This is a genomic window from Planosporangium spinosum (assembly GCF_049999945.1).
In the GTDB taxonomy this organism is placed as follows: domain Bacteria; phylum Actinomycetota; class Actinomycetes; order Mycobacteriales; family Micromonosporaceae; genus Planosporangium; species Planosporangium spinosum.
Genome location: NZ_JBLYUB010000002.1, coordinates 324,910 through 346,577, shown reverse-complemented (window position 1 = coordinate 346,577; position 21,668 = coordinate 324,910). Strand labels below are relative to the sequence as shown.

15 protein-coding genes and 1 pseudogene are annotated in these 21,668 nt (G+C 72.1%); 11 read left to right on the top strand and 5 right to left on the bottom strand.

Annotated features, from left to right (window positions below; translation table 11 throughout):
* Positions 1-47 precede the first annotated feature (47 nt).
* Entirely contained in the window at positions 48-440 is a 393-nt protein-coding gene (locus ACNTMW_RS04350) for a hypothetical protein (RefSeq protein WP_426632027.1), read from the top strand.
* 10 nt (positions 441-450) lie between these two features.
* Here the strand turns inward: ACNTMW_RS04350 and mug are convergent, their stop codons facing one another.
* Positions 451-999, bottom strand: coding sequence for a G/U mismatch-specific DNA glycosylase (mug, locus tag ACNTMW_RS04345; protein ID WP_426632026.1), 549 nt, complete (start codon positions 997-999; stop codon positions 451-453).
* 56 nt (positions 1,000-1,055) lie between these two features.
* Positions 1,056-3,173 carry a catalase gene (locus ACNTMW_RS04340; protein WP_426632025.1) on the bottom strand — a complete coding sequence of 706 codons (2,118 nt, stop codon included), beginning with the start codon at positions 3,171-3,173 and terminating at the stop codon, positions 1,056-1,058.
* A gap of 180 nt (positions 3,174-3,353) precedes the next feature.
* Here ACNTMW_RS04340 and ACNTMW_RS04335 point away from each other — a divergent pair, with 180 nt between their 5' ends.
* The 3 genes from ACNTMW_RS04335 to ACNTMW_RS04325 all read left to right on the top strand — a co-directional run bounded on the left by ACNTMW_RS04335 (position 3,354) and on the right by ACNTMW_RS04325 (position 7,199).
* Entirely contained in the window at positions 3,354-4,583 is a 1,230-nt protein-coding gene (locus tag ACNTMW_RS04335) for an AI-2E family transporter (RefSeq protein WP_426632024.1), read from the top strand.
* A gap of 163 nt (positions 4,584-4,746) precedes the next feature.
* Positions 4,747-6,468 carry a carbamoyltransferase family protein gene (locus tag ACNTMW_RS04330; protein ID WP_426632023.1) on the top strand — a complete coding sequence of 574 codons (1,722 nt, stop codon included), beginning with the start codon at positions 4,747-4,749 and terminating at the stop codon, positions 6,466-6,468.
* A 5-nt stretch (positions 6,469-6,473) separates the two neighbouring features.
* Positions 6,474-7,199, top strand: a complete 726-nt coding sequence (locus tag ACNTMW_RS04325; RefSeq protein WP_426632022.1) for a metal-dependent hydrolase — start codon at positions 6,474-6,476, stop codon at positions 7,197-7,199.
* A gap of 59 nt (positions 7,200-7,258) precedes the next feature.
* Here the strand turns inward: ACNTMW_RS04325 and ACNTMW_RS04320 are convergent, their stop codons facing one another.
* The 3 genes from ACNTMW_RS04320 to ACNTMW_RS04310 all read right to left on the bottom strand — a co-directional run bounded on the left by ACNTMW_RS04320 (position 7,259) and on the right by ACNTMW_RS04310 (position 10,229).
* Positions 7,259-8,701: a N,N-dimethylformamidase beta subunit family domain-containing protein gene (locus ACNTMW_RS04320; RefSeq protein ID WP_426632021.1), complete on the bottom strand. Its 1,443-nt coding sequence runs from the start codon at positions 8,699-8,701 to the stop codon at positions 7,259-7,261.
* A 162-nt stretch (positions 8,702-8,863) separates the two neighbouring features.
* Positions 8,864-9,508, bottom strand: a complete 645-nt coding sequence (locus tag ACNTMW_RS04315; protein ID WP_426632020.1) for an MBL fold metallo-hydrolase — start codon at positions 9,506-9,508, stop codon at positions 8,864-8,866.
* A 10-nt stretch (positions 9,509-9,518) separates the two neighbouring features.
* Positions 9,519-10,229, bottom strand: a complete 711-nt coding sequence (locus ACNTMW_RS04310) for a maleylpyruvate isomerase family mycothiol-dependent enzyme (RefSeq protein WP_426632019.1) — start codon at positions 10,227-10,229, stop codon at positions 9,519-9,521.
* A gap of 269 nt (positions 10,230-10,498) precedes the next feature.
* Here ACNTMW_RS04310 and rsgA point away from each other — a divergent pair, with 269 nt between their 5' ends.
* The 7 genes and pseudogenes from rsgA (at position 10,499) to whiA (ending at position 21,225) form a co-directional block, all read left to right on the top strand.
* Complete coding sequence (gene rsgA / locus ACNTMW_RS04305; protein WP_426632017.1) at positions 10,499-11,566, top strand: ribosome small subunit-dependent GTPase A; 1,068 nt, start codon at positions 10,499-10,501, stop codon at positions 11,564-11,566.
* Positions 11,567-11,932: 366 nt separating this feature from the next.
* A pseudogene (gene uvrA, locus ACNTMW_RS04300) lies at positions 11,933-14,845 on the top strand (excinuclease ABC subunit UvrA); the annotation flags it as partial.
* 465 nt (positions 14,846-15,310) lie between these two features.
* Positions 15,311-15,787 carry a Rieske (2Fe-2S) protein gene (locus ACNTMW_RS04295; RefSeq protein ID WP_426632016.1) on the top strand — a complete coding sequence of 159 codons (477 nt, stop codon included), beginning with the start codon at positions 15,311-15,313 and terminating at the stop codon, positions 15,785-15,787.
* 147 nt (positions 15,788-15,934) lie between these two features.
* Positions 15,935-18,073, top strand: coding sequence for an excinuclease ABC subunit UvrC (uvrC, locus tag ACNTMW_RS04290; RefSeq protein ID WP_426632015.1), 2,139 nt, complete (start codon positions 15,935-15,937; stop codon positions 18,071-18,073).
* Between the two features lie 67 nt (positions 18,074-18,140).
* Positions 18,141-19,049 carry an RNase adapter RapZ gene (gene rapZ, locus ACNTMW_RS04285; protein WP_426632014.1) on the top strand — a complete coding sequence of 303 codons (909 nt, stop codon included), beginning with the start codon at positions 18,141-18,143 and terminating at the stop codon, positions 19,047-19,049.
* Complete coding sequence (locus ACNTMW_RS04280) at positions 19,046-20,170, top strand: gluconeogenesis factor YvcK family protein (RefSeq protein WP_426632013.1); 1,125 nt, start codon at positions 19,046-19,048, stop codon at positions 20,168-20,170. Before rapZ ends, ACNTMW_RS04280 begins: the two co-directional genes overlap by 4 nt.
* A gap of 74 nt (positions 20,171-20,244) precedes the next feature.
* Positions 20,245-21,225 (top strand): DNA-binding protein WhiA, encoded by a 981-nt coding sequence (whiA, locus tag ACNTMW_RS04275; RefSeq protein WP_426632012.1) that lies wholly within the window; start codon positions 20,245-20,247, stop codon positions 21,223-21,225.
* Positions 21,226-21,668: the final 443 nt, after the last annotated feature.

The window sequence follows — 21,668 nt, the reverse complement described above, 5'->3', positions numbered from 1 at the left end:
GGCGCGCCCCGCCGCGCCCTCCCGTCCGGGCTCTCGTAGGGTGAGACATGACCTCTTCGTCACCTCTGGATGTCGTCGCGGCGCTCCGGGACTTCGTCGAACGGATCGATGCCCTTGACCGGTCGGGTGGCATCGCCGATCCGGCCGGTGGCGCCGACACGACGATCGAGGTCCGCTCCGGCGACGACCGGGCGCGGCTGGCGATCACCGCCTCCGTGGCCCGTGCGCTCGTCGAGGCGCTGCGCGGCTACCACGATCCCCGCGATCGCGGCGCCTGCGACCACTGCGGTGGCCGGCGCCTGGACGACAACCTCCTGTGCCTGGACTGCCAACGGCCCAACGGGCTGTTCGGGCAGCTGGTCATGGAGCGCGCCGCCAGGTACGGCGGCGACCCGGCCGCGATCCCGGGGCGGCCGCCGGCCGAGCCCGGCGGGGCGTGACCCGGGTGGGCTACCGCGTGACCGCCTTTCGCAGCGCGGCGAACTCGTCCGCGAGCCGCTGCAGCGTGTAGTGCGCGTTCAGCCCACTCGGGTTCGGCAGTACCCACACCGGGACGTCGCCGATCCGGGTCGGCTGCGGACCGACCGTCGCCGTGCGGGCGCCGAACGCCGTCCGGTAGGCGCCGACACCGAGTACCGCGAGTCGACGTGGTCGATACTCGGCGAGCTTCGCCGCCAGCACCGCGCCGCCGGCGACCAGTTCGTCACGGGTCAGCTCGTCGGCGCGCGCCGAACCCCGCGCGACCAGGTTGGTGATGCCCAGCCCGTACCCGAGCAGGTCTTCCTGTTCGTCGGGGCGTAGCTGGCGCGGGGTGAAGTCGGCGCGGTGCAGCGCCGGCCAGAACCGGTTGCCGGGCCGGGCGAAGTGGTGGCCGGTGGCGGCCGACCACAGGCCCGGGTTGATGCCGCAGAACAGCACGGCCAGACCGGGGGCGATGACGTCGGGGATGCTCCGCCCGTTGGCGGCCGCCAGGTCGGCGGGGGAGGGGCGGCTGGACACGTCGGCAACCCTGCCACAAGCCAGCGATCGTGGAGGGAGTGGACCGGCGGGTGCGGCTACGCGACGACCGTCTCGATCGGGCGCTCGTAGAACCGGTGCCTGGCGAGTGCCTGCACGAAGGCCGCGAGGAAGTCGCCGTCCGGCGCGCCGGCCTCCTCGCGGGCCAGGACGCCCGCCGCCGCCCCGTTGCCGCCGACCGAGTTGGTGAACGGCGGCAGGTGGGCGGTCTCCAGCAGTGACGTGCCGGCGCCCAGGACGGCGACCGGCTTGGCGTGCTTATACGCCTCGGCGAGGAAGTGCAGCGCCAGCGCGTTCGTGCGCAGCTTGTCGACGGCGTCCGGCCCGTCGGGTACCACCACGGCGTCGTAGAGCACCGAGGCGACGGTGGGGATCGCCCGGTCGACCGGCAGCGCCGTACCGTCGGCCGCCGTTACGTCGCCGTCCACGGGCGCCAGCAGTTCGGGTACCGCGTCGCGGCGGCGCAGTTCGTCGCGCAGCGCGGTCACGCTCGCCGGGTCGACGCCGTCGGCGACCAGGAAGGCCACCCGGCGGCCCGTGATCCCGTTTCCGGACTTGCTGGTCTGGCTGAGCGCCGGCGAGCTGCGGCCGTGGTTGTCGCCGGCCTTGGCCGGCTCGGCCACGCCGATCCCGGCGGCGACCGCGACGGCCAGGTCGTGGTCGACGTGGTTGAGGTGGTCGACGACCCGCTCCCGGATGTAGCGGCGGGAGACGTGCCCCAGCTCGAAGCGGTACGCCTCGACGATGTGCTTCTTCTCCCAGGCGGACATGCTGTTCCAGAACAGGGTCGCCTGGCCGTAGTGGTCAGCGAAGCTCTCCGGGCGGCGGCGCAGCTTGCGCCCCTCCTCCCGCTCCGGGTAGTGCACGTACCCGTTCTCGCCGGGGACCTTCGGGTACCCGTCACTGATCGAGTTCGGGTGGTAGTTCGCCCCTCGGGGTGGTACCTCGTCGTAGTGGAACCCGTCCTGCTGGTGGTTGACCACCGGGGCGATCGGCCGGTTGATCGGGATCGACGCGAAGTTCGGGCCGCCGAGGCGGGTGAGCTGGGTGTCGAGGTACGAGAACAGCCGCGCCTGCATCAGCGGGTCGTCGGTGAACCCGATGCCCGGAACGACGTTCTGCACACAGAAGGCCACCTGCTCGGTCTCGGCGAAGAAGTTGTCCGGGTTGCGGTCCAGCACCAGGCGTCCGACCGGCCGGACCGGGACGACCTCCTCCGGCAGGATCTTGGTCGGGTCGAGCAGGTCGAAGTCGAACCGGTCGGCCGCGTCCTCCGGTATCAGCTGGACGCCCAGCTCGTACTCGGGGAACTGGCCCGACTCGATCAGCTCCCACAGGTCGCGGCGGTTGAAGTCCGGGTCCCGGCCGGCGATCTGCTGCGCCTCGTCCCAGACCAGCGAGTAGACACCCCGCTTGGGCGTCCAGTGGAACTTGACGAAGGTCGAGCGCCCCTCGGCGTTGATCAGCCGGAAGGTGTGGACGCCGAAGCCCTGCATCGTGGCGAAGCTACGCGGGATCGCCCGGTCGGACATCAGCCACATGACCATGTGCATGGTCTCCGGCTGGAGGGAGACGAAGTCCCAGAACGAGTCGTGCGCCGAGGCGCCGGTGGGGATCTCGTTGTGCGGCTCCATCTTGACCGCGTGCACGAAGTCCGGGAACTTGATCCCGTCCTGGATGAAGAAGACCGGGATGTTGTTGCCGACCAGGTCGAAGTTGCCCTGACCGGTGTAGAACTTCGTGGCGAAGCCTCGCACGTCGCGGACGGTGTCCGCCGACCCGCGCGGGCCCTGTACGGTCGAGAAGCGTACGAAGACCGGGGTCTGGATCAGCGGGTCACGCAGGAACTCCGCGATCGTGTACTCGGCCAGCGAGTCGTCGTACGGCTGGAAGTAGCCGTGCGCGCCCGACCCGCGGGCATGCACGACCCGCTCAGGGATGCGCTCGTGGTCGAACCTGGTGATCTTTTCGCGGAAGTGGAAGTCCTCCAGGAGGGTCGCTCCGCGTTCGCCCACCTTCAGTGAGTTGTCCGTGTCCTCGACCGGGATGCCCTGGTCGGTGGTCAGGTACCTGCCGTGCCGGTCGATCTGGTGGGTGCGGAGCTGGTCGTCCTTGACCGACGGGGTCGGCCGGGTGCTACGCCGCTCGGTTGTCATGATCCGCCTCCTCAGGGGTACGCGACCGGTGCTCCTACCGCGACTGGAACGGTTCAAACGTGCGTCGATAGGCCGCTTCGTCCGGTTCCAGTGCCGGTGTGTCACGGTTCGCCGAGCGGGTAGGCCACCCGCACGCCGTCCACGCGTACGGTGCGCGGACGGTTGACGGAGGTGGATGCCGTGCCAGTCCAGGACGGCGCAGCGGCCGAGATGGGAGAGGACAGGGCGGCGGATCGGAATCCCGACCGCGCGTTCGAGACCACCCTGCCGGCGGGCGAGCACGACCTGTCCGAGCGCGACCGGGTCGAGGTGGCGCGGGCCGCCGAGGCCGAGGCGCATGATCTTGCCCGGGACAGGCCCGCGCTGGGCCCACCCGGTCCGCCGGTCAACCGGCGCTCGCCGTACGTCGTGGGGGCGTTCGGCGCCGCCGGCGTCGCGACCACGTACGTCCTGCTCACCCTGGTCCTACGCGCCGGTCAGGTACTGATCCTGATCGTCCTCTCCCTGTTCCTGGCGATCGGGCTCGACCCGGCGGTGCAGTGGCTCCTCCGCCGGGGACTGCCGCGCTGGGCGGCCGTGACCCTGGTGAGCCTGATCCTGGTCGGCGCGGTGGGCGGGTTCATCGCCGCGGCCATCCCGCCGCTGGTGGCCCAGACCAGCCAGCTCGTCAGGGAACTGCCCGGCTACCTGCACCACCTGACCGCGCACAACTCGACCCTGGGGCGGCTGGAAACGCGGTACCACCTGCGTGAACGTGCCAGCCAACTGTTCAGCGCCGCCGGTGGCGCCAAGCTCTTCGGTGGCCTGCTCGGCGCCGGCATGATCGTGCTGGATGCCCTCGCCTCCACGCTCACCGTCCTGGTGCTGACGGTCTACCTGCTGGCCGACATGCCCAGGATCCGCAGGCTGCTCTACCGGCTCGTACCCCGGTCGCGGCGCCCTCGGGCGATCCTGCTGGGCGACGAGATGTTCGGCAAGGTCGGCGGGTACGTGCTCGGCAACCTGATCACCTCGCTGATCATCGGGACCGGGACGTTCGTCTGGCTGACGGTCTTCCACGTGCCGTATCCGCTGCTGCTGTCGATCATGGTCGCGCTTTTCGACCTCATTCCCGTGATCGGCTCGCCGGCCGCCGGGGTCATCGTCACCCTGGTGGCGCTGACGGTCTCGCTGCCGGTGGCGATCGCCACCGCCGTGTTCTACACGGTGTACAAGCTCCTCGAGGACTACCTCCTGGTACCGCGCATCATCGGGCACACCGTCGACGTCCCCGCGACCGTCACGTTCGTCGCGGTCCTGATCGGCGGTGCCACGCTCGGCATCGTCGGCGCCCTCATCGCGATCCCGGTGGCGGCCGGCATCCGCCTGCTGCTCCACGAGGTGATCTTCCCTCGACTGGACCGCATCTGAGCCAACACGGCCCGGCCGGGCCGCGTCCGAGCCAACGCGTTCCGGCCGGGCCGCGTCCGAGCCGGTTCGCGCGGCGCACCGGGGCGCGGTTTGACGCGCACCCGGGCGGGGTAGGTCGGGCCGGCCCGTCAAGCCCCGTCCGCTCCGCGAGGAGGCGCAAGCGATGAGTGACGATCCGGTCGTCGTCGGCATCAACCGTACCCAGGACGCCTCCATCGCCGTACTCCGCGGCCGGTCGGGCATGTACAGCCTGCAGAAGGAGCGGCTGACCCGGCGCAAGCACCACTGGGGACGGCGTGGCGACGTGCGTGACCGCTACGTACCGGCGCTGCCCGCGCTGCGCGACCCGGTCGACCTCGTCGTCGAGTGCTACTCCTCCGATGCCGAGGTCGAGCACCTGCCGGACTACCGCGACGAACTGGCGCGGACCGTACCGTTCCGCGACGGTGTCCGGGTCGTCACGGTCTCGCACCACCTCGCCCACCTGTACAGCGCGTTCCACCCGTCGCCGTTCGAGCGGGCGGCCGTGATGGTGGTGGACGCCCAGGGCAGCCGGGTCAAGGACGTCACCGAGCCGTTCCCGTCCGCGGACGCCGGGCCGGAACTGCTGGAGGTCGCGTCGTTCTACACCTGCGAGCCGGGGCAGGGCGCCGGTCAGCCGGGCCGGGGAGCCGGTCAGCCGGCGCGCGTCGAGTGCGTCGGCAAGCACCTCTGGCACGGCGACTGGGCCGAGCCGGCCGGTCTGGGCTGCTTCTACTACCTGCTGACGCGGACCGTCTTCCCCGGCGGCGAGGGCAACGAGGGCAAGGTGATGGGCCTGGCGCCGTACGGCAGGCCGGACGCCCTCGACCTGCCCGAGCTGCCCGTCGACGAGTACCGGGTCACGATCCCCGACGCATGGCTGGACGTGTTCGCGCAAGCCGACCGGTTCCGGTACGTCCCGGACGACGCCGGCTGCTTCGACGACTGCGCCGACCTGGCCGCCGCCGGACAGCGCGCGTTCGAGACCGCCCTGCTCCGGGTCGCCGGCTGGCTGTGCGCCCAGACCGGCGCCCGCGACCTCTGCTTCGCCGGCGGGACCGCGCTGAACTGTTCGGCCAACGGGCGGCTGCTGCGCGAGGGCGGCTTCGACAACGTCTTCATCCCGCCCAGCCCGCACGACGGCGGTACCGCCCTCGGCTGCGCGATGTACGGGATGGTCGAGTGTCTCGGCGCGCCGAGCGACTTCCGGTGGACCAACGACTTCCTCGGCCCCGACCCCGACGGGCGCGCGGTGGCCGAGGCGGTCCGCGGTATCTGCGACGACCTGATCGTCGACCGGCCGCCGGACCTGGTCGAGCGGATCGTGGACCTGCTCGACTCCGGCCGGGTGGTCGGCCTGCACCACGGCCGCAGCGAGTCCGGGCCCCGCGCGCTGGGTAACCGCAGCATCATCGCCGACGCCCGGCACGTAGGCATGCGGGACTTCATCAACTCCCGGGTGAAGGGGCGCGAATGGTTCCGCCCGCTGGCGCCCATCGTGCTGGCGGAGGCCGCCGGCGCGATCTTCGACGTGGACCGGCCGGCGCCGTTCATGCAGTACGCGGCCGACGTCCGGGCGCACTACCGTCCGGTGCTGCCGGCGATCACCCACGTCGACGGGACGGCGCGGCTGCAGACGGTCGAGCCGGCGAACACCCCGTTCCTGCACGCGCTGCTGTCCGCGTTCGCGGCGCGTACCGGCTGCCCCGTGCTGCTCAATACGTCGCTGAACGGGCCGGGCGACCCGCTCGTCGAGACCCCGCAGGACGCGCTCGCCTGCCTGCGGAAGACGGACCTGCACGCCCTGGCCATGCCGCCGTACCTCATCCGCAAGCGGGTGGAGCCGCCCGTGCCGGTCCGGTGACGACGATGGCCGGTACGGTCGAGATCACCTGCCTGGGGCACGCCACCTTCCGGTTCGTCACCCCGGAGTCGAAGGTCGTCCTGGTCGATCCGTGGACGTACGGCAACCCGCTCTGCCCGGACGACGCCAAGGACGTCGGTGAGGTCGACCTGATCCTGATCACCCACGGCCACCACGACCACGTCGGCGACGTGCTCCGGATCGCCGAGCGCGGGGCGCCGACCGTGGTCACGGTCGTGGAGCTGGGGAAGTGGCTGCACTCGCGGGGGCTGCGGAACGTCCAGACGATGAACGTCGGCGGCATCCTGACCCGCGAGGGGGTGCGGGTCACGATGACCCCGGCCGAGCACAGCTCCAGCGTCGACTCCGACCCCTGCGCGTACGTCGGGGTCGCCGCCGGCTTCGTGCTCGGCTTCTCCAACGGGGTGCGGGTCTACCATGCCGGCGACACCGCGGCGTTCTCCGGCATGGAGCTCATCCACGAGGTGTACCGGCCGGACCTGGCACTGCTGCCGATGGGCGACCACCACACGATGGGGCCGGCGGAGGCGGCGGTGGCGACCCGGCTGCTCAAGGTCGACCGGGTGGTACCGATGCACTACGGCATCACGCCGGAGTCGAGGGGCGTGCCGGCCGAGTTCCGCCGGGCCCTCGACGAGGCGGGGCTCGGTGGTGTGGAGATGATCGAGATGGGGCCGGGCCAGACGATCGCGTGGGGCGGCACCGGCTGAGCGCGGCGTGGTGCGGGCTGAGCGTGGGGTGGCAGCACCGCTGGGCGTGGGGCGGCGGGCTAGCCGAGCCGGTCGAGGACGTTTCGGGTGATCCGCTCGACCACCGGCGACCGCCCGCTGCCGAGGACGCGGGCCCAGTCGGTCGTCGCCGCGGTGAACACGGTGCCGTGGTCGGTGTGCAGCCCCATCGTGGCAGCCGCGTTGCCCAGGCCCCAGCCGCTGACGGCGAGGTCGCCGACGCCCAGGATGGTGAAGCCGGCGGGCGTACCGTCGTCGCCGGTCGGGCGTATCGGCAGGCCGCGGGCGAGCCGGCCGCGGTCGAAGTGCGCCCCGTCGCACTCGTAGCCGACGAGGTACTCGTCCGGCCGGTCGCCGAACGTGTTCCCGTCGCGCAGGCCCGTCCCCTCGTACACCCAGTGGTCGGTGTGCTGGGCCCGGTACCCCACCGCGACCGGGTGGTTGTCGCGGTCGCGCTCGCCGCCGTTGCGGAAGCTCACGCCGGTCAGGATGTTCTCCGGCCGGCCCGGGGCGGGTACGTCCGACCAGAAGCTCACCCGGCGGAAGCTCAGCTGGCCGTCGAACTCCACCCGCCACCAGCAGGTGTTGCCGCCGAAGAAGGCGACGTTGGCGCCGGCGCGGACGAACCGTTCGACGTGCGTGCGCATGGCGTCGGTCCAGTACTCGTCGTGCCCGACGCTGAGCAGTAGCCGGTACCCCTCCAGCAGGTCGCCGGCCACGTCGCGGTGGAGGTCGAGATCGGTGCAGTAGTCGACGCGCCGGCCGGTGCGCTCCAGCCAGGCGATGAAGGGGGCGTCCCAGTGGGCGAACGTCTGGCGCGGGGACGGGTCGAACGGGTCGAAGTTGTCGACGTCCCAGGGCGTACCCCCGACGCCGCCACCGGGCCGGCGCACCGAGACGGTGGGCGGGACCGGTACCGGCACCTGCCCGGGCGGCGGGACGGTGTACAGGCACCAGCCGCCGCGTCCGGTCGCCGGGTCGTAGCCGCGCGCCGTCACCCGGTTGTATGCGTGGTAGGTCAGCAGCGGCAGCTTGTACAGGATCGACGACTCCGGCCGGGCGTGCCGGACCACGAACAGCGCCCTGCCCTGGCGGGCGTCGGCCCGGTGGGCGGCGCCGTGGGCCCCGGCCCGGTGGGCGGCGCCGTGGGCCCCGGCCCGGTGGGCGGCGCGCCCCCGGCCGTCGCCCTCCACGAGGATCGCCAGATAGACCCCTGACGGCCAGTCGCCCGGAACCGCGACGTGGTATGCCGGCCAGCCCGCCAGCTCCTCGCCGCGCAGGCCGGTACCCGGCTGTCCCCAGTCCTGGTACGGCGGGTGCGCCGGGGCGTGGCGACCGGGCCACCACGGCGACCGGCCCTGGAACGTGAGGCCGTCGCCCCACCGGTGGAACTCCACCCGGAACTCCGGGGCATCCGTCGACACCCGCAGCGTGAGCCGGCCCCCGGCCAGCACGGTGGGCTCGTCAGGGTACCCAAAGATCATCCCGGATCCCGGTGGCGTGATGGTCGGCGGGCGGTGGCTGCGCCGCCATACCCGTACCGGCGCCGAAGATTCCGGTCCGGTCGGCGCGGATGTCCACGCCGGACTGGTCGGGCTACCGATCGCCGGTCCGGGTCGGGCTACTGACCGCCGGTCCGAGGCCGGCTACCAGCCGCGGGCCCGCCACTCCGGCAGGGACGGCCGCTCCGCGCCGAGTGTGCTGTCGTTGCCGTGGCCCGGGTAGAACCAGGTGTCGTCGGGCAGCCGGCCGAAGATCTTGGTCTCCAGGTCCGTCATGAGCGAGTCGAAGTCGCGCGGGTTGGTGGTGCGCCCGGGACCGCCGGGAAACAGCGAGTCACCGGTGAACAGGTGCGGATGCCCGTGCGGGTCCCGGTAGAGCAGCGCGATCGAGCCCGGCGTGTGGCCGACGAGGTGGATCACCTCGAGTTCGGCGTCGCCCACCGTCACGGTGTCGCCGTCGGTCAGCGTCTGGGTTACGACGGGGAGTTCCGGCGCGTCCGCCTCGTGCGCCAGCGATTCGGCCCCGCTGACCCCGGCGACGTCGGCGAGGCCCTGCCAGTGGTCGGCGTGGCGGTGCGTGGTGACCACTGTGGACAGCCCGCCATTGCCGAGCAGTCGGAGCAGCCGGTCGGGCTCGTTCGCCGCGTCGATCAGCAACTGCTCGCCCGCGCTGCGCAACAGGTACGCGTTGTTGTCCATCGGGCCGACAGACACCTTGATGATGGTCAGCGCGGCAAGTTCGCGGACGTCCGGCGGGCCGCCGGGGGAGACCTGACCGGTGTACGTCACGTCGGCATCCTCACTTCCAGGTGGGTACGGTGGGCAGCGGCCCCTCGGGGGTCACGGTGAGGTCGGCGCCGTCCGAGCGGCCGCTCAACCACGCGGCCAGCGCGTGTCCCGATCCGCTCACGGTCACCGACGGGTCGGTCCCGACCGCCAATTCGTGGCCGAGGTCGGCGGCGTGCAGGCGGACCGGCGCCATCGCGTCGGCGAGGTCGGCGGCCAGGTCGTGTAGCAACCGGTGGACGAAGGGGTCCGGCCAGTCGGCGGTACGGTACCCGGCATCGAGGTCCACGTGGTGGATCTCGACCTCGACCAGTCGCGCCCACGGGACGTACGCCGCCGGCCGGGTGCGGCCGCTGCGCCAGCGTACGGTGGCCGTCCAGGCGCCCGCCGGCATCCGGGCCATCGCCGCGTCGACGCGCTCGGCGGACGCGGTCAGGTCGGCGGCCTGCTCGGCGACCGGCCGGCCGGACCCGCCGTGGATGGCGGCGTCGCGCTGCTCGTCGCTGGGGTACATCGGGATCTCCGTGCCGGTACGGGCACCTTCGAGCAGGTTGACGCAGGCGTCGGCGTTGCGGGCGAGGTGGGTCAGCACGTGGCCACGGGTCCAGCCGGGTAGCCGTGAAGGCCCCGCGACGGCGTCGTCGTCGAGCTTGCGCACGGTCTCGAGCAGCCGGGCCGTCGCCCGGTCGATCTCAGGCAGGAGCACGAGCGGGTCGGCCGTCATGCCCACACTCTATGCCGGCCGGGGCGTCGGCTCGCGGCTACCGGTACCGGCCCCCGGCCGGATGCGGCTCGGTTCGGCTCGGCTGCTGGGATCCGGCTCGGCTGCTGGGATCCGGCTCCGCCGTTGATATTCGGTTCCGCTGTGCCGTCCGCGCCCCTACCGTCGTGGGCGAACGCGTTCATCGTCGACCCGAAGGAGGTGGGCCGCCATGCCCTTGACGTCCCGCCGTGCCGGGAGGACCGCCGTAACCGCACCAGACAAGGAAGACGATGACGTTCGATCTGCAGGCCCTGGGCTGGGATCCGTACCTCGCCGGGGCGTACGCCACCTATGACCGCCCCAGTCGCCAACCGGCCCGGGTCATGCGGGTCGATCGCGGCGTCTGCACGGTACTGGGAGAGTCCGGCACCCTCCGGGCGAGTCTCGCGGGATCGGTCCTCGCGGCCGCGGCGGCCGACCCGGTCGCCCTGCCGTGCGCCGGTGACTGGGTTGTCGTGCACACCTGGCCCGATCGGCGGGTGACGGTCGAGTCGGTGCTGCCCCGCCGCAGCGCGGTGGTACGAGCCAGCGCCGGAGCGGCCTCCCACGGCCAGGTGCTCGCCGCCAACCTCGACGTGGCGGCCGTGGTCGAACCGCTCGACCCCGAACCCGACCCGGGACGGGTCGAGCGGCTGCTCGCGCTCGCGTTCGAGTCCGGCGCCCGCCCGGCGCTCGTGCTCACCAAGGCGGACCTGGTGCGGCACCCCCGGGCGGTCGCCGCGCAGCTCGCCGAGGCCGCCCCGACCGTGCCGGTACATGTGGTCAGTGCGCGTACCGGTGCCGGCGTGGCCGGCCTGCGGCGGTACCTGGCGCACGGCCGTACCCTCGGGCTGCTCGGGCCGTCCGGCGCGGGTAAGTCCAGCCTCGTCAACGCGCTGGCCGGGACGACCGTCATGACCACCCAGGCGCTGCGCGCCGACGGGCGGGGCCGGCACACCACCACCGTCCGGACGCTGATCCCCCTTCCGGGTGGCGGCGTGGTGATCGACACACCGGGCGTACGCGCGGTCGGCCTGCTCGGTGCCGAGGAGGGGCTGGAGCAGGCGTTCGCCGACGTGGCCGACCTCGCGGCGGGGTGCAGGTTCGGCGACTGCCGGCACGGTGCCGAGCCGGGCTGCGCGGTCCGTGCGGCGATCGAGGCCGGTACCTTGCCCTCGCGCCGGCTGGCGAGCTGGCGCAGGTTGGAACGGGAGCAGGCGGCCGAGAACCGGCGCCGCCGCGACCGCCTGGCGTCCGAGGCGCGGGCCAGCTGGGCCTGGGCCTCCAAGCAGGAGAAGCGCAGCCGCGCCCGCCCGTAGCGGGCCGGTCCGCGCCCGCCCGTGGTGGTCGGTCCGCGGCCGCCCGTGGCGGTCGCTTCCAAGATCCGAACAATGTCGCACGTATTGCTGTCTCTGAGCGCGCCGATGCCGCAACGTTCGCGACGTTGTGGGGATCTTGGAGGGGTGGGCGCGCACCCGTGGCGGCCCGCGTGCGTGTCCGGTCCGTGGCGGTGCGGCGCGGTGGCCTGTCGCCCGGAACGGTGATCCGGGTCGGCCGACCGCTGCGTACGCTGGGTGGCGGTGGCTGGTCTGCGGAGCGGCGGAAATTGTCGGACCCCCCGGATACAGTTGCCGCGGCGCCCGAACGGGTGCCGATCGGGACAGATCAACTACTGAGGGCGGGCCGTGGCCGACCGACTGATCATTCGCGGAGCGCGGGAGCACAACCTGCGCGACGTCAGCCTCGAACTTCCCCGGGACGCGCTGATCGTGTTCACCGGGCTGTCCGGCTCGGGCAAGTCCAGCCTCGCGTTCGACACGATCTTCGCCGAGGGTCAGCGGCGTTACGTCGAGTCGCTGTCGTCGTACGCCCGCCAGTTCCTCGGCCAGATGGACAAGCCCGACGTCGATTTCATCGAAGGTCTGAGCCCGGCCGTCTCGATCGACCAGAAGTCCACCTCCCGCAACCCGCGGTCGACGGTGGGCACGATCACCGAGGTCTACGACTACCTCCGGCTGCTCTACGCGCGGGTCGGCGAGCCGCACTGCCCGGTCTGCGGCGAGGCCATCGCCAAGCAGACCCCGCAGCAGATCGTCGACCGGGTGCTGGGCATGGAGCCGGGCACCCGGTTCCAGGTCCTCGCCCCGGTGGTGCGCGAGCGCAAGGGGGAGTACGTCGACCTCTTCGCCGAACTGCAGTCCAAGGGCTTCGCGCGGGTCCGTGTGGACGGTGTGGTCCACCCGCTGACCGAGCCGCCGAAGCTCAAGAAGCAGGAGAAGCACACCATCGAGGTGGTCGTCGACCGGCTCGCGGTCAAGCCCAGCGCCAAGCAGCGGCTGACCGACTCGGTGGAGACCGCGCTGAAGTTGGCCGGCGGCGTCGTCATCCTGGAGTTCGTGGACCTGCCCGAGGGCGACGAGCACCGCGAACGGCGCTTCTCCGAGCACCTGGCCTGCCCCAACGAGCACCCGCTGGCGATCGACGACCTGGAGCCGCGCAGCTTCTCGTTCAACTCCCCCTTCGGGGCCTGCCCGGAGTGCACGGGTATCGGCACCAAGAAGGAGGTCGACCCGGAGCTGATCATCCCCGACCCCGAGCGCAGCCTGCGGGAGGGCGCGATCCAGCCGTGGTCGGGCGGGCACTCCCTGGACTACTTCCTCCGACTGCTCGAGGCGCTCGGCGCCGAGCAGGGCTTCAGCCTCGACACGCCCTGGCGGGCGCTGTCCAGCCGGGCGCAGAAGGCGATCCTGTACGGCTCCGACGACCAGGTACACGTGCGCTACCGGAACAAGTACGGGCGCGAGCGCTCCTACTACACCGGTTTCGAAGGCGTTGTGCAGTGGATCGAGCGCCGCCACAACGACACCGAATCCGACTGGTCGCGGGAGAAGTACGAGGGCTACATGCGCGACGTGCCGTGCGCCGCGTGTGGTGGCGCCCGGCTCAAGCCGGAGATCCTGGCGGTCACGCTCGACGGCCGCAGCATCGCCGAACTGTGCAACCTCTCCGTTGGGGAGGCCGCCGACATCCTGGGCGACATGAAGCTGACCGGCCGGCAGAAGATGATTGCCGAGCGGGTACTCAAGGAGATCAACGCCCGGCTGCGCTTCCTGGTCGACGTCGGCCTGGACTACCTGTCGCTGGACCGGGCGGCCGGCACGCTGTCCGGCGGCGAGGCCCAGCGCATCCGGCTCGCCACCCAGATCGGCTCCGGCCTGGTCGGCGTGCTGTACGTGCTCGACGAGCCGAGCATCGGTCTGCACCAGCGCGACAACCACCGGCTCATCGAGACCCTGGTGCGGCTGAAGAAGCTCGGCAACACGCTGATCGTCGTCGAGCACGACGAGGACACGATCCGCACCGCCGACTGGATCGTCGACATCGGCCCCGGCGCCGGTGAGCACGGCGGAAAGATCGTGCACAGCGGCGCGGTTGCCGACCTGCTCGCCTGCGAGGAGTCGCTGACCGGCGCGTACCTGTCGGGGCGCAAGAGCATCCCGACGCCCGGGACGCGCCGGCCGCAGACGCCCGGCAGGGAGCTCGTCGTGCACGGCGCGCGCGAGAACAACCTGCGCAACCTCACGGTGTCGTTCCCGCTGGGCCAGTTCGTGGCGGTCACCGGCGTCTCCGGTTCCGGCAAGTCGACCCTGGTCAATGACATCCTGCATGCGGTGCTCGCCAACCAGATCAACGGCGCCCGGATGGTTCCGGGCCGGCACACCCGGGTCACCGGCCTGGAGCACGTCGACAAGGTCGTCGGCGTCGACCAGTCGCCGATCGGGCGCACCCCGCGGTCGAACCCGGCGACCTACACCGGTGTCTTCGACCACATCCGGCGGCTGTTCGCCGAGACGACCGAGTCGAAGGTGCGCGGCTACGGTCCGGGCCGGTTCTCGTTCAATGTCAAGGGCGGTCGCTGCGAGGCGTGCGCGGGTGACGGCACGATCAAGATCGAGATGAACTTCCTGCCGGACGTGTACGTGCCCTGCGAGGTCTGCAAGGGTGCCCGGTACAACCGGGAGACCCTGGAGGTGCACTACAAGGGCAAGACCATCTCCGAGGTCCTCGACATGCCGATCGAGGAGGCCGCCGAGTTCTTCGAGCCGATCTCGGCGATCCACCGCCACCTCAAGACGCTCGTCGACGTCGGCCTCGGATACGTGCGCCTCGGCCAGCCCGCGCCGACCCTGTCCGGCGGCGAGGCCCAGCGCGTCAAGCTCGCCTCCGAGTTGCAGAAGCGGTCGACTGGGCGAACGGTGTACGTGCTCGACGAGCCCACCACCGGCCTGCACTTCGAAGACATCCGCAAGCTGCTGCTGGTCCTGGAGAGCCTGGTCGACAAGGGCAACACGGTGATCGTGATCGAGCACAACCTCGACGTGATCAAGACGGCCGACTGGATCATCGACATGGGGCCGGAGGGCGGTCACAGGGGCGGCACCGTCGTCGCGGCGGGTACGCCCGAGGAGGTCGCGGAGATCGCGGAGAGCCACACCGGCGCCTTCCTGCGCCCGATCCTCGGCGTGACCGGCACGCCGGCCGGCGGTGACGCCCAGGTGCGGGCCGAGAAGGCCAACGCAGCCGCCCGGACGGCTGCCAAGAAGTCGGTCAAGGCCGCGGCGGCCAAGGCTCCGGCGGCCAAGACGGCGGCCAAGACGGCGGCCAAGACGGCGGCCAAGACGGCGGCCAAGGCTCCGGCGGCCAAGACGGCGGCCAAGGCTCCGGCGGCCAAGACGGCGGTAGCCAAGACGGCGGCGGCCAAGGCCACCAAGCGGACGGCGGCCGCCGCGCGGTAGGCGCCCGACTGGACCGCCCACCTCGGGTGCGTCCGGCCCGACGCGTGCATCCGGCCACCCGGACGGCCGCTCACCCCTCATCCCGGGGTGGGCGGCCGTCCGGCCAGTGGGCCGTTCTCCCCGGCCAGGTGAGAGGTGCCGGTGGGGAAGACGTGAGAGCCTGGTCGGGATTCGCGTACCGCGGTGAACCGGTCGGTCCATGGTGAACCGGTCGGCGCCCGGCTGCGTACGTATCGAGGACAGGCGCTTCCTACTGTGAGGAGCAAGATGAGCGACACGACCAGGCGTAGCGTGCTCGCCGGTGCCGCCGGTATCGGCGCCGCCGCTGTGCTGGCCGCGTGTGGCACCGACGACGCGGAATCATCGGGCAGCGGCGTCAACGGGGGTACGAACGGCAACGCCGGGCAGGCCGCGCCGACCACCCCCGGCCAGCAGACGGGCGGCCAGCCGGCCGGGGGTACCGCGCTCGCGAAGACCAGTGAGATCCCGGTCGGTGGCGGCAAGATCTTCAAGGACAAGGACATCGTCATCACGCAGCCGACCGCCGGTCAGTTCAAGGCGTTCAGCGCCACCTGTACCCACCAGGGCTGCCCGGTGACGACCGTTGCCAACGGCACCATCAACTGCAACTGCCACAACAGCAAGTTCTCGGTGTCCGACGGGTCGGTCACGGGCGGCCCGGCGAAGGCGCCGCTGGAGGCCAAGAACGTCACCGTCCAGGGGGACAGCGTCACCCTCGCGTGATCGGGCGCCGCCCGGACCGTGCCGGCACGAGCCGGGGACCTGGCCGGTGCCGGGTACGGGCCAGGTCGGTGCGGGCCCCGGGGACCGTGGGGAACCCGGGCGCCCGCCACCGAAATCTTGACGTACCGACGGGCTACGCTCTCAAACGTGCCGGATCCGTCCACGTACCGCCCTGCCCCGGGATCGATTCCCGAAGAGCCCGGTGTCTACCGGTTTCGTGACCCGTCCGGCCGGGTGATCTATGTCGGCAAGGCCAAGAGCCTGCGGCAGCGGCTCAACTCCTACTTCGCCGACCCCTGGACGCTGCACCCACGCACCCACCAGATGGTCACCACCGCCGCCGCGGTGGACTGGGTAACCGTGGGCACCGAGGTCGAGGCGCTCCAGTTGGAGTACGCCTGGATCAAGGAGTACGACCCGCGCTTCAACGTCCGTTACCGCGACGACAAGTCCTACCCGTACCTCGCGGTGACCCTCGACGAGGAGTACCCGCGACTGCAGGTCATGCGGGGCGCCAAGCGCAAGGGCGTGCGCTACTTCGGGCCGTACGCGCACGCCTGGGCGATCCGCGAGACCCTGGATCTGCTGCTGCGGGTCTTCCCCGCACGCACCTGCAAGGCCGGTGTGTTCCAGCGCGCCCGCCGGATGGGCCGGCCGTGCCTGCTCGGCGACATCGGCAAGTGCGCGGCGCCGTGCGTCGACCGGGTGAGCGCCGACGAGCACCGCCGGATCGTGCTCGACTTCTGCGACTTCATGGGCGGCCGGACCGACTCCATGGTCAAGCGGCTGGAGCGCGAGATGCTGGCGGCCTCCGCCGAGCTGAACTTCGAGCTGGCCGCGCGGCTGCGGGACGACCTGGTGGCCCTGCGCCGGGCGATGGAGAAGCAGGCCGTGGTCTTCGGCGACGGCACGGACGCCGACGTCGTGGCGTTCGCCGACGACCCGCTCGAAGCGGCGGTGCAGGTCTTCCACGTCCGCGGTGGCCGGGTGCGCGGCCAGCGGGGCTGGATCGTGGAGAAGACCGAGGACCTCAGCCCGGGCGACCTGGTCCACCACTTCTGCTCCCAGGTGTACGGGGAGGAGAGCGAGACCGGGGCGGTCGGTGCCGAACTGCCGCGGGAACTGCTCGTGCCGGAGCTGCCCGCCGACGCCGACGCGCTCGCCGACTGGATGTCCGCCCTGCGGGGCAGCCGGGTCACCATCCGGGTGCCGCAGCGGGGCGACAAGAAGTCCCTCCAGGAGACCGTCGCCCGCAACGCCGCGCAGGCGCTGGCGCAGCACAAGCTGCGCCGGGCCGGCGACCTGACCACGCGTAGCAGGGCGCTCGAGGAGATCGCGGACGCACTCGGCCTCGATACCGCGCCGCTGCGGATCGAGTGCTACGACATCTCCCAGATCCAGGGCACCGACGTGGTCGCGAGCATGGTCGTGTTCGAGGACGGGCTGGCGCGCAAGAGCGAGTACCGGCGGTTCGCGATCAACGGTGCCACCGACGACGTGTCGGCCATCTCGGAGGTGCTGCGCCGCCGGTTCAGCCGGTACAAGCAGGCGCTCGCCGACTCCGGTACCACCGTGCCGGCCGACTCCGGTGCCGCCGTGCCGGTCGACTCCGGTATCGCCGTGCCGGTCGACTCCGGTGCCGCCGCGCTCGCCGACTCCGGCCCCGCCGGTCCGGGCGGCTCCGGGCCGGCCGACCCGACGGCGGAGACCCGCCCCGGCATCGACCCGGAGACCGGCCGGCCGCGCAAGTTCGCCTATCCGCCGCAGCTCGTCGTGGTCGACGGCGGCCAGCCGCAGGTCAACGCGGCCGCCCGGGTCATGGCAGACCTCGGCGTCACGGATGTTGCCGTCTGTGGCCTGGCGAAGCGGCTCGAGGAGGTCTGGGTACCCGACGACGAGTTCCCGCTGATCCTGCCGCGTACCTCGGAGGGGCTGTACCTGCTCCAGCGGGTGCGTGACGAGGCACACCGGTTCGCCATCACGTACCACCGGCAGAAGCGGTCCAAGCGCATGATCGCGTCCGACCTGGACGCCGTTCCCGGCCTCGGTGAGGTGCGGCGCAAGGCGCTGCTACGCCACTTCGGCTCGCTGAAGCGGCTGAAGGCGGCGAGCGTCGAGGAGATCGTCGAGGTGCCGGGGATCGGCCGCCGTACGGCGGAGGCGATCCTCGCGGCGCTGGGCGGTGTGCCGGATCCCACCAACGGCCCACCTGAATCTACCCAGAAGGGCACAATTGTCCGGGCTGGAGGTCTGACCGACGCCGACGGCGCGCCGTCGCACCCCTAGGATCGTTGCCGGGTTGAGCCGTCCGCGCGGACGAATCGGCGAGTCGCGCGACGGGCGAGGGGGAAGCGTGACGCAACGTACGGCACATGCCGCGGAGGTAAGCGAGCCGCAGCGCTCAGACACCGACCTGGTCATCGTGACCGGGATGTCCGGTGGTGGGCGCAGCACGGTGGCGCGAGCGTTGGAGAACGTCGGCTACTACGTGGTCGACAACCTGCCTCAGGCGCTCATGATCGACATGGCGGAGCTGGCCTTCGCCGCCGGCGGGACGGCCCGGCGTACCGCGATGGTGATCGACGTCCGCAGCCGCGCCTTCTCCACCGACCTGGCCGGCGCCATCAAGGCGCTGCGCGAGCGTGGCTTCCAGCCACAGGTGATCTTCGTCGACGCCGACACCGACGTGCTGATCCGCCGGTTCGAGAGCGTCCGGCGGGCCCACCCGATGCAGGGCGAGGGGCGGCTGTCCGACGGTATCGCCGCCGAGCGGGACCTGCTGCGCGAGGCGCGCGAGCAGGCCGACGTCTTCATCGACACCAGCCACCTCAACGTCAACCAGCTCCGCGCCCGGGTCGAGGAGATGTTCGCCGCGGAGGACAGCCGCCGGCTGCGGGTCACGGTGCTGTCGTTCGGCTTCAAGTACGGGCTGCCGCCCGACGCCGACTTCGTGGTTGACGCCCGGTTCCTGCCCAACCCGTACTGGGTACCGGAGCTGCGCGAGCACACCGGCCGCGAGCCGGAGGTCAGCCGGTACGTGCTGGGTCAGCACGGCGCGATCACCTTCGTGGAGACCCTGTCCCGGTTGCTGAACGCGACCGCTTCCGGGTTCGAGCGGGAGGGCAAGCGGTATGTGACCGTGGCCATCGGCTGTACCGGCGGCAAGCATCGCAGCGTGGCGATCGCCGAGGAACTGGCGCGGCGGCTGCGCGACATCCGGATGGCGGCCTCCGCCCAGCACCGCGACCTGGGGCGGGAATGACCGGCCGGGACGGCCGGAGCGCGGACGGTGACCTGGGCGGGTCCGGCGGGCCGGAGGGGCCGGCCACGCCCGGCGGGGCCGGTAATCGGGCGGCGCTCGGCGGGGCCGGTGGTCTGACCCGGTCCGGTGTCTCTGGAGCGTCGGCCGCTCCGCTGCGGGTCGTGGCGTTCGGCGGTGGGCACGGCCTGTCGGCGTCCCTGCGCGCCCTGCGGCTGTTGCGCGACCGGTGGAGCCGGGAGCCGGGCGGGCGCGCCCTGGAGATCACCGCGGTGGTGACCGTCGGCGACGACGGCGGTTCCAGCGGCCGGCTGCGCGCCGAGCGCGGTGGCCTGCCCCCCGGCGACCTGCGACAGGCTCTCGTCGCGCTGGCCGAGGTGGACCATCCGGCCGGTGGCCTGAGCGCCGCGCTGTTCCAGCACCGGTTCGACGGTGACGGGTACCTGTCCGGGCACGCCGTCGGAAACCTCGTCCTGCTGGGCCTGATGGAGATGCTGGGCGACCCGGTTGCGGCGCTCGACCACGTCGCCGGGATGCTCGGCTGCTGCGGCCGGGTGCTGCCGATGTCACGCGAGGCGGTGAGCATCGAAGCCGACGTCCTCGGCGGTGACCCGGGCCGGCCCGGTGAGGTCGTGGCGGTCCGTGGCCAGCACGCGGTCGCGGTCACCCGCGGCGAGGTGCGCACGGTGCGGCTGCGGCCGGAGCGGCCGGCCGCGTGCGCCGAGGTGCTGGCGGCGGTCGACGCGGCCGACTGGCTGATCTTCGGGCCGGGATCCTGGTACACCAGTGTCATCCCGCACCTGCTCGTACCGGATCTCGCCGCCGCCGTGGCGGCCAGCCCGGCCCGGCGCCTGGTGACGCTCAACCTGGCGGCCGAGAAGGAGACCCTGGGGCTCAGTGTGCCCGACCACTTGGCGGCGCTCACCCGTTACCTTCCGGCCCTCCGGTTCGATGTAGTACTTGCCGACGGGAAAGCCGTTGGAGACCCCGAGCCCGTGCACCGTGCGGCAGAATCGCTGGGTGCACGGCTCGCTCTCGCGCCCGTCGCGGTGTCTGACGGGTCTCCGCGACACGACCCGGCAGCGCTGGCGGCAGCATTGGAGGCCGTGCTCGGTCCTCCATGATCGAGTCGGCCGGCTGAGGTCGGCGTTGGATACTGGCGCACAGACGACGGATCGGCCCACGAGGTGACGACATAATGGCGATGACCGGCGCGGTCAAAGACGAGCTCAGCCGGGTCAGCGTGACCAAGCCCTGCTGCCGCCGGGCGGAGATGGCGGCTCTGCTGCGGTTCGCCGGGGGGCTGCACATCGTCTCCGGCCGCGTGGTGGTGGAGGCGGAGCTGGACACCAACTCGGTGGCGCGACGGCTGCGCACGGAGATCGCCGAGGTGTACGGCTACGCCAGCGAGGTGCACCTGCTCGCCTCCGGCGGCCTGCGCAAGGCAACCCACTTCATCCTGCGGGTGGTCAAGGACGGCGAGGCGCTCGCCCGCCAGACCGGGCTGCTCGACGTGCGGGGCCGTCCGGTCCGCGGACTGCCGTCGCACGTCGTGTCGGCGAACATCTGCTGCGCCGTCGCGGCCTGGCGGGGCGCCTTCCTGGCCCACGGGTCGCTGACCGAACCCGGCCGCTCCTGCGCGCTGGAGGTCACCTGCCCCGGCCCCGAGTCGGCGCTCGCACTGGTCGGCGCGGCCCGGCGGGTGGGTATCACGGCGAAGGCGCGCGAGGTCCGCGGCGTCGACCGGGTCGTGGTCAAGGACGGCGACGCGATCGGTGCGCTGCTCACCCGGATCGGCGCGCACAGCAGCGTGCTCGCCTGGGAGGAGCGGCGGGTACGCCGTGAGGTGCGCGCGACCGCCAACCGGTTGGCCAACTTCGACGACGCCAACCTGCGCCGGTCGGCGCGGGCCGCGGTCGCCGCGGCGGCCCGGGTCTCGCGGGCCCTGGAGATCCTCGGCGAAACCGCGCCCCAGCACCTGTCGAGCGCCGGTCACCTGCGGCTGGAGCACCGGCAGGCGTCGCTGGAGGAGTTGGGTGCGCTCGCCGACCCGCCGATGACCAAGGACGCGATCGCCGGCCGGATCCGCCGACTGCTGGCGCTGGCCGACAAGCGCGCCCGTGACCTCGGCATTCCGGACACCGAGTCGGCCGTCACCCCGGAGATGATGGCGAGCTGATGTCGGCCGTCACCCCGGAGATGATGGCGAGCTGATGTCGGCCGTCACTCCGGAGATGATGGCGAGCTGATGTCGGCGGTCGCCCGGAGATGACGGCGAGCTGACACCGGCCCACCACTCGGGCGATGACGTCGGGCGGACGCCGGCCGTCGTCGTGCCGGGGCGGTGTTGGCGCGCCGACGCCGATCGGGCCCACCGATCGGCGTGGCGGGCGCTCGATCGGCGTCGTGGTCCCTCGATCGGCGTCGCCGGCCGGCCGTACGGAGATCGAATTTCGCCCCCCGTGCGGCGGGAGTTTCCGACTGGCGATATCGTCACGGTGTTCGGCGATGAGGCCGACTCGGGTCGCTCGCCGGGCGTCGCCGTCGCGTGGTCGGTCGGTCATTCGCGGTGGCACGGGCCGCGAGGCGGCCAGTTACTCTGGGCGGCCGGCTGCCAAGGGC